Here is a 16,210-nt window from a genome sequence, read left to right on the forward strand (position 1 = left end):
TGGAGGGCGCCGCTCAGCCGATCTTCGGCAGCAGCTCGGGCTGCGAGTCGGAGGGCAGGACCCGGTAGGTCTTCAGCACCTGGGTCATCGCCTTCTGGAAGGCCGCAGCGTTGGCCGCAGACGAGCGTACCGCAGTGGGCTGATCGAGGGTGACGGCGACGATGTACTGCGGGTCATCCACCGGCGCCATGCCGATCATCGTCGTGAAGTAGACGCCGCTCTTGTAGCCGGAGCCGTCGGAGATCTCACCCGTTCCGGTCTTGAGTCCCACCCGGTAACCGCTGATGGCCGTGGCCTTGGCGTTGCCGCCCTGCACCGCGACGTTCTCGAGCAGCTCGCGCACCTGCGTCGCCGTGCTCGCGCTCACGACCTGCGTGCTCGCGCCGGCATCCGAGTCTTGGACGGTGCCGTCGGCGTTCGTGCACGATTCCACGAGCGAGAGCGGCACTTTCGTGCCGTCGTTCGCGATCGCCTGGTACGCACCCATCAGCTGAGGCAGCGTGGTCGCGACGCCCTGACCGAACGACGTGTTGTAGAAGGTCTGGTTGTCCCACTGGTCGACGGGACGCAGCGTCCCCTTCGCCTCGCCCGGGAAGTCCACGCCGCTGATCTGTCCGATGCCGAACTTCTGCAGGTAGTCGTAGCGCGTCTGGGCGGGGACCATCTCGGCGAACTTCGAGATGCCGACGTTGGATGAGTCGATGAGCACACCCGCGAGCGTGTAGTTCAACGCGCCGTGCGGGATCGCGTCCTGCACGCGGGCGCCGTTCGGGAAGGTCTCGCGACCGGATGCGGTGACGGTCGAGGTCGGCGTCGCGGCGCCGGTGTCGATGACGGTCGCCGCCGACAGCGCCTTGAACGTCGAACCGGGCTCGAACGTGCCGCGGAAGATCCGGCTGGAGCGATCCTCCGGAGCGGTCGCAGAGACATTGTTCGGATCGACCGTCGGCCACTCCGCCGCCGCGCGGATCTTGCCGGTCTTGGCCTCGACGACCATGATCTGCCCGTGCTGAGCACCCTGGTTGGTGGCCTGCTCCGCGATCAGCTGCTGCAGGTAGTACTGCAGGTCGCGATCGATCGTGAGGGTGAGCGTGCCGCCGTCGACGGCGGGGGTGACCTGCTCGGTGCCGGGGATGATCACGCCGTCCTTGCCGCGCTGGAAGACGCGCTCGCCCTCGGTCGGTGCGAGGCACGAGTCCTGGGCGGACTCGAGACCTTCCAACGGCTTCCCGTCGGAGCCCACGAAGCCGACGAGGTTGCCGGCGACGGCACCGTCGGGATACGTCCTGGCTGGATGCGGTCTCATCGTGAGATACGGGATCCGCAGATCCAGCAACTGCTGGTACTTCTCGGTCGAGAGGCCGTTCTTGAGCGATGCGTACTGCGACTTCGGGTTGACGGCGAGGGCGTCGGCGACGATCTTCTGCACGTCCTCGGCGCTCTGACCGGTGATCTGGGCGATCTCACCGGCGACGGTCGGCCAATCGACCTCGATCTCGTCGCCCGAGGAGTCCGTGCGCTCGATCGGTCCCACATTGCTGGGATCGAGTTCCGCGTCGTAGGTGAGGATGCTGCCCGCCAGGACGTTGCCGTTCTCGTCGACGATCGATCCGCGCGTGCCGTACAGGGTGGTCTTGCCGCCCATGGCGATGCGCAGGGAGTCGTCGATGTGCTCTCCGGCGTTCACGACCTGGATGTCGACCAGGCGCACCACGAAGGCGACGAGGACGGCCAGCACCACGGCCAGGGCGATGACGGTGCGGCGACGGGGGGTTCGCGTGCTTCTCGTCGTCATGGTCTCAGTGTGTGGCAGGGGTGGGCAGTCCGTCGGTCAGCGCGGGGGGTGTCGCCGGATCGGCGCCCGTGCCCGTCTCGGTCTCGGCCGCCGGCGGTGCCTGCACGCCGTTGATCGTGGCATCCGGAGCGGTGACGAGCGGCGTCTGGGTGATGAGCGCGTTCGACACGGCGCCGCGCCCCAGCGGGTCGATCGTCGACGTGTAGACGGATGCCTGCTGCGCCCCCAGCACCGCGCCGTCGCTGAGGCGGAGGTAGCTCGGAGACTCGTTGATGACCATGCCCAGCGCTGCCGCGTTCGCGGCGAGGTACTGGGGCGAGCTGAGGCCGGCGACCTGGTCGTAGAGGATCTGCTTCTGCACCGTCAGATCGCGCTGCTGCTGAGTCAGGCTCGCGAGCTCGAAGGAGCTCTGCGTCGACAGGACCGACAGCACCATCTGCGCACCCGCGATCGCGAGCGCCCCCGCGACGGCGATGATGCCGTAGACCAGTCGCGGCCGACGCCGACGGGCCGGTGCATCGACGGGGCGCAGGGTGCGCTCGGTCCGGCGTCCGGTCTCGGGTCGCTGCTCGAGAGGCTCGATGGCCCAGGCTGCGCTCGTGGTGGTGCTCATACGATCTCCCGGACTCGTTCGGCGGCACGAAGTCGTACCGGGGTGGCGCGCGGATTCGACTCGCGCTCGGCGTCGGAGGCGAGTTCGGCCCCCTTGACCAGCAGGCGGAACTGCGGCGCGTGCTCGGGCAGCTCGACGGGCAGCCCCGCGGGGGCGGTGGAACTGCTCGCACGGGCGAGCTCGCGCTTGACGAAGCGGTCCTCGAGGGACTGGTAGCTGAGCACGACGATGCGACCACCCACCGCGAGCAGCTCGAGGGCCGCGGGAAGCGCCTGCTCGAGGGCGGCGAGTTCCGCATTGACTTCGATGCGCAGCGCCTGGAACACCCGTTTGGCCGGATGCCCCGCGTTGCGCAGCGCCGCGGGCGTCGCGGCGTCGAGGATCTCGACGAGACGGCCCGAGCGGACGATGGGCTCCGCCTGGCGGGCGGCGATGATCGCGCGCGCGTACCGTGCCGCGAGCTTCTCCTCACCGTAGCGCTCGAAGATGCGACGAAGATCGCCCTCGCCGTAGGTGGCGACCACGTCCGCGGCGGTCACACCGGCGGACTGATCCATACGCATGTCCAGCGGCGCGTCCTTGGCGTAGGCGAAGCCGCGCTCTGCCTCGTCCAACTGCAGTGAGGAGACCCCCAGATCGAAGAGGATGCCGTCGATGCGGTCGACGCCCGCCGACGCGACGGCGGCTCGGATGCCGTCGTAGACGGTGTGCACGAGGGTTGTTCGGTCGCCGAACCGTGCCAGCCTCTCCCCCGCGATGCGCAGGGCGTCGGTGTCACGGTCGAGGCCGATCAACCGGAGGTCGTCGAACCGCTCGAGGAACGCCTCGCTGTGGCCTCCCATGCCGAGGGTCGCATCGACGAAGACGGCGCCCTCGCGATCGAGGGCAGGCGCCAGCAGCTCCACGCAGCGCTCGAGCAGGACGGGGGTGTGGATGTCGCGGAAGTCCATGATGCGGGGCCGGGTCCCTCGATCCTGATCCCCATCCGCTCCGACCTGACACCGGGGAAGTGCGTCAGGGCTCGAGCGGCTGGGAATCGGGGTCGAGGGCTCAGAACAGGCCCGGGATCACCTCCTGCTCCATCTCGGAGTACGTCTCTTCGTTGCTCTCGGCATAGGAGTTCCACGCCTCGGCGTCCCAGATCTCCGCGTGCGCGCCGACGCCGGTGACGACGAGCTCGCGCTCGAGACCGGCATACGTGCGCAGGGCCGGCGGGATCGTGATGCGGTTCTGGCCGTCCGGCTTCTCGGCGCTCGCGCCCGAGAGGAACATGCGCAGGAAGTCGCGCGCCTGCTTGTTGGTCAGCGGTGCCTCACGGATGCGCTCGTGCACCTTCTCGAACTCTTCGGTCGCGAAGACGTAGAGACAGCGGTCCTGACCGCGCGTGATCACGACGCCACCGCCGAGGTCGTCGCGGAACTTGGCCGGGAGGATGACCCGCCCTTTGTCGTCGAGCTTGGGGGTGTGCGTGCCGAGCAGCATTCGCGCATCCCCCCTCCTTCGTCCGGCCCACGTGTGAGGTGATCACCACTTTACTCCACTTCCCTCCACTTCACTACACATTCGGGCGCGTATCTGGGCGGATGCTCCCCGGACACGAAAAAAGCGCCGACCCCGGAGGGTCGGCGCTTTGTGAGAAGCGGTGGGTCAGCGGCCTTCTTGGCGGCGGTCCCATCGGTCGTTCATGCGGTCCATGAATCCGGCGGAGGACCGCGACGGCGAGCCGCCGGCGCGGGGGGCGGCGCTCGGACGAGCGGTCTTCGACGGGGTGAGCGCGAAGATCACGCCTCCGAGCATGACGATGAAGCCGATGACGCCCACCACGATCAACTGCGTGGAGAGTCCGACGATCAGGCCGCCCAGCCCCATGAGCACGAGGATCGTCCCGTACACGATGTTGCGGTAGCTGAGCGCGCGGCCGCCCTGCGGCGCGCTGACGACGTCGGCGTCATTGCTCATGAGATGGCGTTCCATCTCGTCGAGCAGGCGCTGCTCTTGTTCGGAGAGAGGCATTCGTCCCCCTAGGGTCACGGCGATGCTTGGATTCTACGCGCCGCCTGTCGAACTAGGCTAGGCCCGTGTCGAGGACCACAGACGCGATCGAAGCGGTTTCCCAGCGACTGGATACGTTCTTCGGATCGCAGGAGCACGCCGCGCGGGCGATGGGACCCGACGCTCTCGCCTTCGTCGAGGATGTGCGCGGCACCGTCACCGGCGGCAAGCGCCTGCGCGCGCGGTTCTGCGTGACGGGCTGGCGAGCCGTCGCAGAGCGCGTCGCGCCCGGAGCGACGCCGCCCGCGGCCGTCGTCGCGACGGCCGCGGCGTTGGAGATCTTCCAGGCAGCGGCCCTCGTCCACGACGATCTGATCGACAACTCGGACACCCGCCGCGGACGCCCCTCCCTGCACCGCGCCCTCCAGGCGCAGCACTCCGCGCGATCCTGGGCGGGCGACGCCGCCGGCTTCGGCCGTTCGGCTGCCCTCCTCGGCGGGGATCTGCTGGTGGCCTTCAGCGACGACCTCCTCGAGGAGGGGCTCGCTCTGACGGATCATGCGGCGGCGGCGCGCGCCGAGTACGCCCGGATGCGGCGCGACGTCACCGTCGGGCAGTACCTCGACATCGCCGAGGAATCGGCCTTCGCGGTGGCCGACGATGCGACGCACGCCGATCGTGCGCTGCGCGTGGCTTCGCTCAAGTCCGCCCGCTACAGCGTGGAGCAGCCGCTGCGGATCGGCGCGGCCCTGGCCGGCGCCGATCCCACTCAGCTCGACGCGCTGAGCGCGTTCGGACATCCGGTCGGCATGGCCTTCCAGCTTCGCGACGACATCCTCGGAGTCTTCGGCGACGCCGCCGAGACCGGTAAGCCGTCCGGCGACGATCTGCGCGAAGGAAAGCGCACGGTGCTCATCGCCTACGCCCGCGAGGCGCTCGGTCCGGGCGCGCGACGCACCCTCGACGAACTCTTGGGCGACCCGGACCTCGCCGAACAGCAGATCGCGGCGCTGCAGCGAACGATCATCGACAGCGGTGCCCTCGACCGCGTCGAGCGGCTCATCACCGATTATGTGCGCGAGGCCGATCGAGCCCTGTCCGCCGCTCCCCTCGCGAACGCGACGGTCAGCGAGCTGCGGGACCTCGCCCGGGCGGCGACCCAGCGACGCTCCTGACGGCGACCGGGCTCAGCCGAGGGCGCGAGCGACGCGGCGCACTTCGCTCTTGCGCCCCTGAAGCAGCGACATGATCGGCGCCTGCCCGATCGAGTCCTCGAAGGCCAGGAGCCAGTCGATGGCCTCATCATCCGTCAGCCCCGCATCCCGGAGCGCGAAGATCGTGCCGCGCAGCGACGACAAGGGCGCACCGTCGACGAGGAAGACGCTCGGCACGCGGAACGAGCCCTCACGACGCGAGCCGATGAGATAGCCCTCGTCGAGCAGACGCCGGACACGGCTCAGTGACTCACCGGTCAGCTCGACCAGATCGGGCAGCGCAAGCCATTCGGTGGGGACGGGGGTGTCGGAACTCACCCGTCCATGTTCTCATCCGCGCGCGGCGCACCGCGCCGCGCGCGGATCGAAAGATGGGAGAGATCTCATCTGTCACACCCGTCACTTCCGTTGACCTCGGTACACACGCGTGTCAGGGTGGCGGAACCCCCGGATGTGAAAGAGAGGACGACCATGCTCGTGGACGTCTCCCCCCACCCGCGCGCCGTCATCGGCGCCTCCGCTCTCGTGAGCACGGTCGCGCTCACCCTCATGGCCGCGCCCGCGCACGCGTCGACGGTGGAACCGCCACGTCAGGGCGTTCCTCGCCCCGCCCAGACCCCGCCGCCGGCCACGCACACCGTTGCAGCCGGTGAGTCCGTCGCCGCCATCGCCGCGCGCTACGGACTCGCGACAGCCGATGTGCTCTCGTGGAACGGCCTGTCGTGGGAGAACTCGCTCATCCGTCCCGGTCGGGTGCTGTCTCTGGTCGCTCCCACCGCGCCGGCTCCGGCACCCGCAACCGCACCCGCCGGCACGTCCTACACCGTGGTCGCCGGCGACACCATCAGCGGCATCGCCGGGCGTCACGGCTCGACGGCGGGGGCCGTCCTGGCCGCCAACGGCCTCACCTGGGACTCGATCATCTACCCGGGTCAGACGATCTCCGTGCCCGCCGCCCCAGCACCGGCTGCCGCGCCTGTACCGGCACCGGCTGCCGTGGCTCCGATCGGCCTGGAGCTGGACGCCGAGCAGGCCCAGAACGCACGCACCATCATCCGAATCGGGCGTGAGATGGGCGTTCCCGAGCCCGGGATCGCCATCGCACTGGGCACCGCTATGCAGGAGTCGTGGCTGCGCAACCTCGACTGGGGCGACCGCGATTCGCAGGGACTGTTTCAGCAGCGCCCCTCCACGGGGTGGGGCACGGTGGAGGAGGTGCGCGACGCGGAGCGCGCCACCCGCGCGTTCTTCGGCGGGCCCACCGACCCCAACGGCAGCCGCACGCGCGGCCTCCTCGACATCGCGGGGTGGGAGTCGATGTCCTATGCGGATGCCGCGCAGGCGGTGCAGATCTCGGCGTATCCGGATCGTTATGCCCGGTGGGAGGAGCCTTCTCTCGCCTGGCTGGCCGCCCTGGGGTAGGACCGGAGGGCAGGATCAGCGGTGAGCCGCTGCCGGAGCTCACAGCGACCGCTCCGTAGACTCTCACCGTGAGCACGAGCCAGCGCACCGACCCGCTGATCGGCCGTCTCGTCGACGGCCGATACCGCGTGCGCTCCCGCATCGCCCGCGGCGGCATGGCCACCGTCTACGTCGCGACCGATCTGCGCCTGGAACGGCGCGTGGCCCTGAAGGTCATGCACGGCCATCTCAGCGACGACACCGTCTTCCAGAGTCGCTTCATCCAAGAGGCACGCGCGGCCGCACGCCTCGCCGACCCACACGTGGTCAACGTGTTCGACCAGGGCCAGGACAGCGACATGGCGTATCTCGTCATGGAGTACCTGCCGGGCATCACGCTGCGCGAGCTCATGAAGGAGCAGCGCCGCATCCCGGTCCCGCAGACCATCACGATCATGGATGCGGTGTTGTCGGGCCTCGCCGCCGCGCACCGCGCCGGCATCGTGCACCGCGACGTCAAGCCCGAGAACGTGCTCCTCGCCGAGGACGGCCGCATCAAGATCGGCGATTTCGGTCTCGCGCGCGCGACCACAGCGAACACGGCGAGCGGGCAGATGCTCCTCGGAACGATCGCGTATCTCGCACCCGAGCTGGTCACGCGCGGCAGCGCCGATGCCCGTAGCGACATCTACGCCCTCGGCATCCTGCTCTACGAGATGCTCACCGGCGAGCAGCCGTACAAGGGCGAGCAGCCCATGCAGATCGCGTATCAGCACGCCACCGATTCGGTTCCCCGCCCGAGCGTGAAGAACCCGGCGGTGCCCGAGCAGCTCGACGAGCTGGTGCTGTGGGCGACGGAACGCTCCCCCGACGCCCGGCCGGTGGACGCGGATCAGATGCTGCAGCGTCTGCGCGCGATCGAGCGCGAGCTCGGCATCGCGCCGCAGGTTGCGCGCACGCTCGCGGTCGGCACGGCCGTGAGCGACGACCGCCTCGACTCCGGTGAACTGACCAAGGCGCTCCCGCTCGGAGCCACTGGCCCCACGGCCGCCGCCGAGGACGTCGACAACGCCACGCTGCTGCGCCGGCGCGCACGTCGGCGATCGGCCAAGGGTGCGTGGCTGCTGACGCTGGTCGTGCTGCTGGCAGCACTCGCGGGCGGGATCGGCTGGTGGTTCGGCTCAGGGCCCGGCTCGCTGGTGGCGGTACCCGCGCTGGAGGGGCAGAGCTTCGAAGCCGCCCAGGCGGAGATCGTGGATCGCGGTCTGCGGGTGGAACGGGCGGACGAGTACAGCTTCGACGTCGCCGCGGGCGCCGTGATCCGCACCGAGCCCGGAAGCGGCGAACGCGTCGAGAAGGACTCGCTCGTGCGGGTGGTGATGTCCCAGGGACCCCAGCCGCACGACGTCGGCGCGTTGGCCGGGATGACGCTGGATGCGGCGACAGCCACGATGCAGCAGGTGCGCGTCTCCGTCGGCGATCCGCAGTACGTGTTCACCGACGCGGCCGATGGCACCGTCGTCGCCGCGGCCGTCTCGCCTGCCGCCGGCGGCGACGCGATCGACTGTTCGAACGGCTGCACTCTGCACGAGGGCGACAGCGCGAGCTTCACCGTCTCCCGTGGCCCGGTTCCCGACGTGGCGGGAATGAGCGTCTCGGACGCGACGAAGACACTCGCCGCGCTCGGGTTGGCGGTGTCCGGCGATAGCGCGTCGCAGACGAGCGAGACCATCGATGAGGGTCGCGTGATCGGGATCTCTGCCCGCGAGGGCGGCGGAGACTGGCGCCCGAATGACACCGTGCAGCTCATCGTCTCGGACGGCCCTCCCCTGTTCCCCGTCCCCAACGTCGTCGGGATGACGCTGAGCGAGGCGAAGAAGACGCTCGAGGCAGCCGGGTTCAAGGCGAAGTACGCGGGCTACTGGGATGCCGCGCCGAACGTCGCGAAGGTCGTCTCGCAGGATCCCACCGACGAGGACAAGATCCGCAAGAACGCGAACGTCAGCCTCGTCCTCAGTCTGACCGGCTGAACCGCGCCGCGGCTCGCACGTAACGCGAGAGCCGCCCCGCACGGATGCGGGGCGGCTCTCGACGTTCAAGGCTCAGCGCTTCTCGAGCTCCTCCGCCACGAGGAAGGCGAGCTCCAGGCTCTGCATGTGGTTCAGGCGCGGGTCGCACAGGCTCTCGTAGCGGGTCGCGAGGGTGGCCTCGTCGATCATCTCCGAACCGCCCAGGCACTCGGTCACGTCGTCGCCGGTGAGTTCGACGTGGATGCCGCCCGGGTGGGTGCCCGTGGCGCGGTGCGCCTCGAAGAAGCCGCGCACCTCGTCGACCACGTCGTCGAAGCGACGCGTCTTGTAACCGGTGGGTGTCGTGATGCCGTTGCCGTGCATCGGGTCGGTGACCCACAGCGGCGTCGCGCCCGCATCCTTCACGGCCTCCAGCAGGGGCGGCAGTGCGTCGCGGATCTTGCCCGCACCCATCCGGGTGATGAAAGTGAGGCGGCCGGGCTCGCGCTCGGGGTCGAGCTTGTCGATGAGCGCCAGCGCGGTCTCGGGGGTCGTCGAAGGACCGAGCTTCACGCCGATGGGGTTGCGGATCTTGGAGAAGTAATCCACGTGCGCGCCGTCGAGATCTCGCGTGCGCTCCCCGATCCACAGGAAGTGAGCCGAGGTGTTGTACGGCGTTCCCGTGCGGGAGTCGATGCGGGTCAGCGGCCGCTCGTAGTCCATGAGCAGGCCTTCATGGCCGGTGTAGAACTCGACGTGGCGGAGCTCGTCGAAGTCGGCTCCCGCCGCCTCCATGAACTTGATGGCGCGATCGATCTCCGCCGCCAGGCCCTCGTAGCGCTGGTTGGCCGGGTTCTCGGCGAAGCCGCGGTTCCAACTGTGGACCTCGCGGAGGTCGGCGAAGCCGCCCTGCGTGAACGCGCGGATGAGGTTCAGCGTCGAGGCGGCCGTGTGGTACGCCTTCTCGAGCCGTCGAGGGTCGGCGGTACGCGAACCCTCCGTGAAGTCGTAGCCGTTCACGATGTCGCCGCGGTACGCCGGCAGCGTGACGTCGCCACGCGTCTCGGTGTCGCTCGAACGCGGCTTGGCGAACTGCCCCGCCATGCGCCCCATCTTCACGACCGGCATCGACGCACCGTACGTCAGCACCACCGCCATCTGCAGCAGCGTTTTGATGCGGTTGCGGATCTGCTCGGCCGTCGCACCGGCGAACGTTTCGGCGCAGTCACCGCCCTGCAGGAGGAAGGCCCGCCCGGAAGCCGCGGTCGCGAGGCGGTCGCGAAGACGGTCGACCTCTCCCGCGAAGACGAGCGGCGGAAGGGTGGCGAGTTCGGCGGAGACGGCCGCGACAGCGTCGGCGTCGGGCCAGGAGGGCTGCTGCTTGATCGGCAGTGAGCGCCAGTGATCGAGCGGGTCCAAGCTGTGGGGCATTCGCTCAGTCTAGCGACGCCGCGGGCGTGTCGAGCCCGTGCGACGAGGACGTCGCCAGCCGGTCCTTGACCGTGGAGGCGTAGACGTCGTCGTAACGCTGCGCGCCCAGGCGCTGCAGAGCGACCATGATCTCGTCGGTGACCGACCGGAGGACGTAGCGGTCGCCCTCCATCCCCGCGAACCGGGAGAAGTCCAGCGGCTCGCCGATGACGATGCCGACGCGACCGATGCGCGGAACACGCTGACCGATCGGCATCACGGTGTCGGTGTCGACCATCACGACCGGGATGACGGGGACGCGGGCCTCCAACGCCATGCGCGCGATGCCCGTGCGCCCACGATACAGGCGTCCGTCGGGGCTGCGGGTGCCCTCCGGGTAGATGCCCAGCAGGTCACCCCGCCCGAGCACCTGCAGTCCCGTGTTGAGCGAGCCCTCCGAGGCCTTGCCGCCCGAGCGGTCGATCGGGATCTGCCCCGTCGCCTTGAAGAACACGCGCGTCGCCCAGCCCTTGATACCGCGGCCGGTGAAGTAGTCGCTCTTGGCGAGGAAGGTCATCGGCCGGTCGATCATCAGCGGCAGGAAGATCGAGTCGGCGAAGGACAGATGGTTGCTGGCGAGGATGGCCGCACCGTTTGCGGGGATGTTGCGCCGGCCCACGATCCACGGCCGGAAGATCGCTTTCACGATCGGTCCGATCACGATGTACTTCATCAGCCAGTAGAACATTGTCAGCCCCCTGCGACCGCCCGACGTCGTGCCAGATCCGCGACGCCGATGACGCCGGCATCGTTCGTGAGACGGGCCACCTGGAAATCGGCGACCGGACGATAACCATACGCGGGCATCGCGGCAGCGAAAGCCTCCCGCATCGGCTCCAGCAGCACGTCGCCGAGCTGGGACACTCCCCCGCCGATGACGAAGCGCTCCGGGTCGAGGATGGCGGCCAGCCCGCCGCACGCCGTACCGACGGCCACCGCGATGCGACGCAGCGCTTCGAGCGCGCCGGGGTCACCGTCTTGGACGAGCCGTGAGATGGCGGATCCGGTGAGCCCGCCTTCCTCACGTGAGGCCGCCGCCAGGCGCGCTCCGATGCCGAACTCCGCGTCGACGGCGATCTCACGCGCCTCGAGCTGGAGAGCACGGCCCGATCCGTAGACCTCGAGGCAGCCGCGCTGGCCGCATCCGCAGGTGCGTCCCTCGGGGACGAGGCGCATGTGCCCGAGCTCGGCGGCCACGCCGTGACCGCCGGAGAGCAGATTGCCGTCGACCACGACAGCGCCGCCGACGCCCGTGCCGAGCGTCAGCATGACGACGTCGCGCAGATCCTCTCCAGCACCGAACCGGTACTCCGCCCAGCCCGCCGCGTTGGCGTCGTTCTCGATGTGCACGCGCGCACCGGTGCGCTGTTCGATGCGCTCGCGAAGGGGTTCGTCGCGCCAGGCGATGTTGGGAGCGAAGTAGACCGTCGAACGCTCCCGGTCGATGAAGCCTGCGGCCGCGACGCCTGCCACGAGCTGCTCGCCGGCCGAGAGCTCCGTGATCATCTGCGCCACGGCGACCTCGATGCCCGTCACATCCGCGGGGGTCGCGACACGCGCCCTGCGGACGATGGCGCCGTGCTCGTCGACCACGCCACCGGCGATCTTCGTTCCGCCGATGTCGATTCCCACTGCGAACACTGTCGTCCCTTCGTCCGGTAAGGCCTCCAGAAGCTTAGTCGGCGCACGGCAGATCGCCTTCCGCAGGGCCGGAACAAGTCGTCGCGACGATCGCGACGGTGGGACTCAGTTCCACGCATGCGTAGACTTGCGTCTCATAGCAACCCGTCCGGTACCGAAGGAGCTGCCGACATGAGCGCAACAGTGTTCGAAGTGCCCGCGATCGTCCCCGCCGATCCGCACGCCAACGTGGGCGACCTGCTCGTGGAGCGTGTGCGCGCGACTCCCGACCGTCCTCTGTTCGCCGTCCCCGACGGAGACGGTTGGCGCGACATCACGGCACGGGAGTTCGAGCGCCAGGTCGTCTCGCTTGCGAAGGGCTTCGTCTCGGCGGGCGTGGCTCCCGGCGACAAGGTGGGCTTCCTCGCCCGCACGACCTACGACTGGACCCTGGTCGACTTCGCGCTCTTCTACGCGGGCGCCGTCATGGTGCCGATCTACGAGACGAGCTCGCCCAGCCAGATCGAATGGATCCTGTCCGACTCCGGCGCGGTGGCCTGCCTCGTCGAGACGGCCGAGCACGCGGCCCGCCTCGCCGAGGTGCGCGACAGGCTCCCCCTCGTGCGCTCCTCGTGGCAGATGTTCGCCGGCGACCTGGACACGATGATCACCGCCGGCTCGGCCGTGCCCGACGAGGAGATCGAGCGCCGACGCGCTCTCGCCGAATCCTCCGATATCGCCACGCTCATCTACACGTCGGGATCGACCGGTCGCCCCAAGGGGTGCGTGCTGACGCACGGCAACTTCGTCGAACTCGCGCGCAACTCCGCGACCTCGCTGAAGGAGGTCGTCAACACCCCCGGCGCCTCCACCGTCCTGTTCATCACGACCGCCCACGTGTTCGCCCGCTTCATCTCGATCCTCAACATCCACGCGGGCGTGAAAACGGGCCACCAGCCCGACACCAAGCAGCTCCTGGCCGCTCTCGGCTCCTTCAAGCCGACCTTCCTGCTCGCCGTCCCGCGCGTGTTCGAGAAGGTCTACAACTCCGCGGAGCAGAAGGCAGAGGCCGGCGGCAAGGGCAGGATCTTCCGCTCGGCCGCGCAGGTCGCGATCGATCACTCCGCCTACCTGCAGGACGGGCGGCGCATCCCCCTCGGGATGAAGATCAAGTTCGCCCTGTTCGACAAGCTCGTGTACAGCAAGCTGCGCGACGCGATGGGTGGCCAGGTGCGCTACGCCGTGTCCGGTTCCGCGCCCCTCGGCCCGCGCCTCGGCCACTTCTTCCACAGCCTCGGCGTGCACATCCTCGAGGGCTACGGCCTGACCGAGACCACCGCGCCCGCCACCGTGAACCTCGCCACACGGTCCAAGATCGGCACCGTCGGCCCCGCGATCCCCGGTGTCGGCATCCGTCTCGCGGAGGACGGCGAGATCCAGGTGCGCGGCGTGAACGTATTCAAGGAGTACTGGCAGAACCCGGAGGCGACGACCGCGGCGTTCGACGGAGACTGGTTCAAGACCGGAGATCTCGGTTCGCTCGACGACGACGGCTACCTGACGATCACCGGCCGCAAGAAGGAGATCATCGTCACCGCGGGCGGCAAGAACGTCGCGCCCGCCGCCCTCGAGGATCCGATCCGGGCCAACCCGATCATCGGACAGGTCGTCGTCGTGGGCGATCAGAAGCCGTTCATCTCGGCCCTGGTCACCCTGGACCCCGAGATGCTGCCGACCTGGCTGGAGAACAATGGCCGCCCCAAGGACCTCACCCTCGCCCAGGCGGCCCACGACCCCGCCGTCCGCGCCGAGGTGCAGCAGGCCATCGACAAGGCGAACGCCGGCGTCTCCCGCGCGGAGTCGATCCGCAAGTTCGTCATCCTGCCCACGGAGTGGACGGAGGCCAGCGGCCACCTCACACCGAAGCTGTCGATCAAGCGCAACGTGATCCTCGCGGACTTCGCCGACGACGTCGAGCAGCTGTACCGGGCGCCCGAGGAGACCACGCAGAACGTCCCGCTCCCCTGAGCGAGCGAGAAGGGGCCCGCATCCGATATCGGATGCGGGCCCCTTCTGCGTGACTCAGAACCAGTCGCTCTCGCGCACCTCGCGCAAGGCCACGCGCCGGCGCTCCTTATCGAGCCGGTCGAGGTACAGCATCCCGTCGAGGTGGTCGGTCTCGTGCTGCAGCGCCTGCGCCATGAGGCCCTCGCCCTCCAGCACGAGCTCGTTGCCGTCGAGGTCGATCCCGACGACCTTCGCATGCGGGTAACGCATCACGTCGTGCCAGAGGCCGGGCACCGAGAGACACCCCTCGCCCGTCAGCTGCGGCTCACCCGAGACCTCGACGAGCACCGGATTCAGGATGTATCCGATCTCGCCGTCGACGTTGTAGCTGAACGCCCGCAGGCCCACGCCGATCTGCGGGGCGGCGACCCCTGCTCGGCCCGGCAGTTCGACGGTCTCGACGAGGTCGCGCACGAGCGCGCGCACACCCTCATCGACATCGATGATCTCGCTCGCGCGGCTCTTGAGTACGGGGTCGCCGAACAGTCGGATGGCCCGTACCGTCATGATGCGGCCGCCACGCGCAGACCCTCGACGGCGACGGCGGCGAGCTGGCGCGCCGCGGCGCGCGTGGCGGGCTGGAGGTCACGGAACGAGATCGCGCTGCCTGTGGCGATGCGCGCGTCGTACGGCACACGTACGACCTGCCGCACGCGCGAGCGGAAGTGCTCCTCCAACTCGTCCAGGCGCACCAGCGGCGCCCCCGGGCGCGACGCGTTCAGAACCACGACAGCCGAGCGTGCCAGAGCTGTATAGCCGTTCGTCTCCAGCCAGGTGAGCGTCTCGGAGGCCAGCCGCGCCTCGTCGACGCTGAGCCCGGACACGATGACGAGTGCATCGGCGGCTTCCAGCGTCGCATCCATCACCGAGTGCACGATGCCGGTCCCGGTGTCGGTCAACACGATGGAGTAGTAGTGCGCGGCGAGAGCGGCGACCTCTCGATAGTCCGCGTCGTCGAACGCCTCGGACACATGTGGATCGGTGTCGGAGGCGAGCACGTCCAGGCGCGTGTCGTCGCGGGCGACGATCGCCGAGATCTCGTTGAAGCCGTGGATCGGTGCCGCCTGGCTGGCGAGATCGCGCACGGTCTTGCCGCTCGGGCGACCCACGCGCTCGGCGAGCGTGCCGCGGTCGGGGTTCGCATCCAGCGCGATGACCCGGTCGTCGCGGGCATCCGCGAGCGCCATCCCGAGCAGCGCGGTCACCGTCGTCTTGCCCACACCGCCCTTGCGCGAGAGGACCGCCACGAAGCGTGCGCCGCCGTCGAGGGGCGCGGCGATCCGCTCATCGAGCGCACGCCGCTCGCGGGAGCGGCGGCTGTCGCCCAGGCGCACGCGGCCGCCGCTGAGGGTGTAGACCAGGTTCGGCCACGCCCCCTCGGGCTCGCGCCTGGGCAGCCGGTCGATCTCCAGCAGCCGGTCGGCCGTCAGCAGGTCGGCGCTCTCGCGCTTGGACTCCTCCTGATCGACGCGTCGTGCCGCAAGGGTGACGGGGGCGGGCGTGGCGTCAACGGGCGAGACGGGAGTCGGCTCGGATCGCGTTGCGACCGTCGGTTCGGATCGCGTCGCGACCGTGGGCGCAGCAGGCGCCGGCGACGCCACAGGCTCGGCTGCCGCTACGGGCACACGCACCCGCGTGGTCGCAGTCACCGTCGCGGGCTCGGGCGCGCGCACCACCGCGACCGGGGGCTCTTCGTTCACCGGAGGCTCGATCTCCGCGTCATGGATGTCGAGGTCGGACGTGCGCACGGGCGAGAACTCGCCCGTGTCCTCCAGGGTTGCGATGACGACGGGCTCGGCCGCAGGCACCGTCTCGTCGGCGATGACGTCGTCGTCGAGTCCGTCGTCGTCATCGGCGAGGGGCAGAGTCACCGCGACCTGCGCGGTCTGGGTTCCGAGAATGTCGATGCCGGCCGCGTCGACGCGGACCGGTTGGTCCAGGATGTCGTCGTCGTGGCCGGTCATCTGATCGTCACGATCAGGCATGGCTTAGGTACTCCCAACGGGCCGCCGGAGAGCCGGCGCCCACC

General features: G+C 69.5%; 15 protein-coding genes. 4 read left to right on the forward strand and 11 right to left on the reverse strand.

What is annotated here, in order from left to right:
* Positions 1 to 13 precede the first annotated feature (13 nt).
* From SK224_RS10580 to SK224_RS10600, 5 genes are all read right to left on the reverse strand, one after another.
* Positions 14 to 1,795 (reverse strand): penicillin-binding protein 2, encoded by a 1,782-nt coding sequence (locus SK224_RS10580; protein WP_320434624.1) that lies wholly within the window; start codon positions 1,793 to 1,795, stop codon positions 14 to 16.
* A gap of 4 nt (positions 1,796 to 1,799) precedes the next feature.
* Complete coding sequence (locus tag SK224_RS10585) at positions 1,800 to 2,408, reverse strand: hypothetical protein (protein ID WP_320434625.1); 609 nt, start codon at positions 2,406 to 2,408, stop codon at positions 1,800 to 1,802.
* A complete protein-coding gene (gene rsmH / locus SK224_RS10590) occupies positions 2,405 to 3,358 on the reverse strand; it encodes a 16S rRNA (cytosine(1402)-N(4))-methyltransferase RsmH (RefSeq protein ID WP_320434626.1) in 954 nt (317 codons plus the stop codon). The genes SK224_RS10585 and rsmH overlap by 4 nt, the downstream gene beginning before the upstream one ends.
* Before the next feature lie 100 nt (positions 3,359 to 3,458).
* Positions 3,459 to 3,890, reverse strand: coding sequence for a division/cell wall cluster transcriptional repressor MraZ (gene mraZ / locus SK224_RS10595; protein WP_234073091.1), 432 nt, complete (start codon positions 3,888 to 3,890; stop codon positions 3,459 to 3,461).
* 165 nt (positions 3,891 to 4,055) lie between these two features.
* Entirely contained in the window at positions 4,056 to 4,421 is a 366-nt protein-coding gene (locus tag SK224_RS10600; protein ID WP_320434627.1) for a DUF3040 domain-containing protein, read from the reverse strand.
* Between the two features lie 65 nt (positions 4,422 to 4,486).
* Here SK224_RS10600 and SK224_RS10605 point away from each other — a divergent pair, with 65 nt between their 5' ends.
* A complete protein-coding gene (locus tag SK224_RS10605; protein ID WP_320434628.1) occupies positions 4,487 to 5,575 on the forward strand; it encodes a polyprenyl synthetase family protein in 1,089 nt (362 codons plus the stop codon).
* 12 nt (positions 5,576 to 5,587) lie between these two features.
* Here the strand turns inward: SK224_RS10605 and SK224_RS10610 are convergent, their stop codons facing one another.
* A complete protein-coding gene (locus SK224_RS10610; RefSeq protein ID WP_320434629.1) occupies positions 5,588 to 5,932 on the reverse strand; it encodes an Rv2175c family DNA-binding protein in 345 nt (114 codons plus the stop codon).
* 153 nt (positions 5,933 to 6,085) lie between these two features.
* On the opposite strand from SK224_RS10610, the gene SK224_RS10615 reads away from it, so the two are divergent.
* Both SK224_RS10615 and pknB read left to right on the forward strand, forming a co-directional pair.
* Positions 6,086 to 7,036 carry a LysM peptidoglycan-binding domain-containing protein gene (locus tag SK224_RS10615; protein ID WP_320434630.1) on the forward strand — a complete coding sequence of 317 codons (951 nt, stop codon included), beginning with the start codon at positions 6,086 to 6,088 and terminating at the stop codon, positions 7,034 to 7,036.
* A gap of 68 nt (positions 7,037 to 7,104) precedes the next feature.
* Positions 7,105 to 9,045, forward strand: coding sequence for a Stk1 family PASTA domain-containing Ser/Thr kinase (gene pknB, locus SK224_RS10620; RefSeq protein WP_320434631.1), 1,941 nt, complete (start codon positions 7,105 to 7,107; stop codon positions 9,043 to 9,045).
* 72 nt (positions 9,046 to 9,117) lie between these two features.
* Here pknB and SK224_RS10625 read toward each other — a convergent pair whose 3' ends face one another.
* The 3 genes from SK224_RS10625 to SK224_RS10635 are packed head-to-tail and all read right to left on the reverse strand — an operon-like array spanning position 9,118 to position 12,135.
* Positions 9,118 to 10,455 carry a class II 3-deoxy-7-phosphoheptulonate synthase gene (locus SK224_RS10625; protein ID WP_137416717.1) on the reverse strand — a complete coding sequence of 446 codons (1,338 nt, stop codon included), beginning with the start codon at positions 10,453 to 10,455 and terminating at the stop codon, positions 9,118 to 9,120.
* Positions 10,456 to 10,459: 4 nt separating this feature from the next.
* Positions 10,460 to 11,182: a lysophospholipid acyltransferase family protein gene (locus SK224_RS10630; RefSeq protein WP_320434632.1), complete on the reverse strand. Its 723-nt coding sequence runs from the start codon at positions 11,180 to 11,182 to the stop codon at positions 10,460 to 10,462.
* A 2-nt stretch (positions 11,183 to 11,184) separates the two neighbouring features.
* Positions 11,185 to 12,135 carry an ROK family glucokinase gene (locus SK224_RS10635; protein ID WP_320434633.1) on the reverse strand — a complete coding sequence of 317 codons (951 nt, stop codon included), beginning with the start codon at positions 12,133 to 12,135 and terminating at the stop codon, positions 11,185 to 11,187.
* A 171-nt stretch (positions 12,136 to 12,306) separates the two neighbouring features.
* Between SK224_RS10635 and SK224_RS10640 the strand changes: the two genes are divergently transcribed.
* Positions 12,307 to 14,142, forward strand: a complete 1,836-nt coding sequence (locus SK224_RS10640; RefSeq protein WP_320434634.1) for an AMP-dependent synthetase/ligase — start codon at positions 12,307 to 12,309, stop codon at positions 14,140 to 14,142.
* 54 nt (positions 14,143 to 14,196) lie between these two features.
* On the opposite strand, the gene def is transcribed toward SK224_RS10640, so the two are convergent.
* A complete protein-coding gene (gene def / locus SK224_RS10645; protein WP_320434635.1) occupies positions 14,197 to 14,688 on the reverse strand; it encodes a peptide deformylase in 492 nt (163 codons plus the stop codon).
* A complete protein-coding gene (locus SK224_RS10650) occupies positions 14,685 to 16,166 on the reverse strand; it encodes a MinD/ParA family protein (RefSeq protein WP_320434636.1) in 1,482 nt (493 codons plus the stop codon). Before SK224_RS10650 ends, def begins: the two co-directional genes overlap by 4 nt.
* Positions 16,167 to 16,210: the final 44 nt, after the last annotated feature.

Source organism: Microbacterium sp. BG28 (genome assembly GCF_034044005.1).
Lineage (GTDB): Bacteria > Actinomycetota > Actinomycetes > Actinomycetales > Microbacteriaceae > Microbacterium.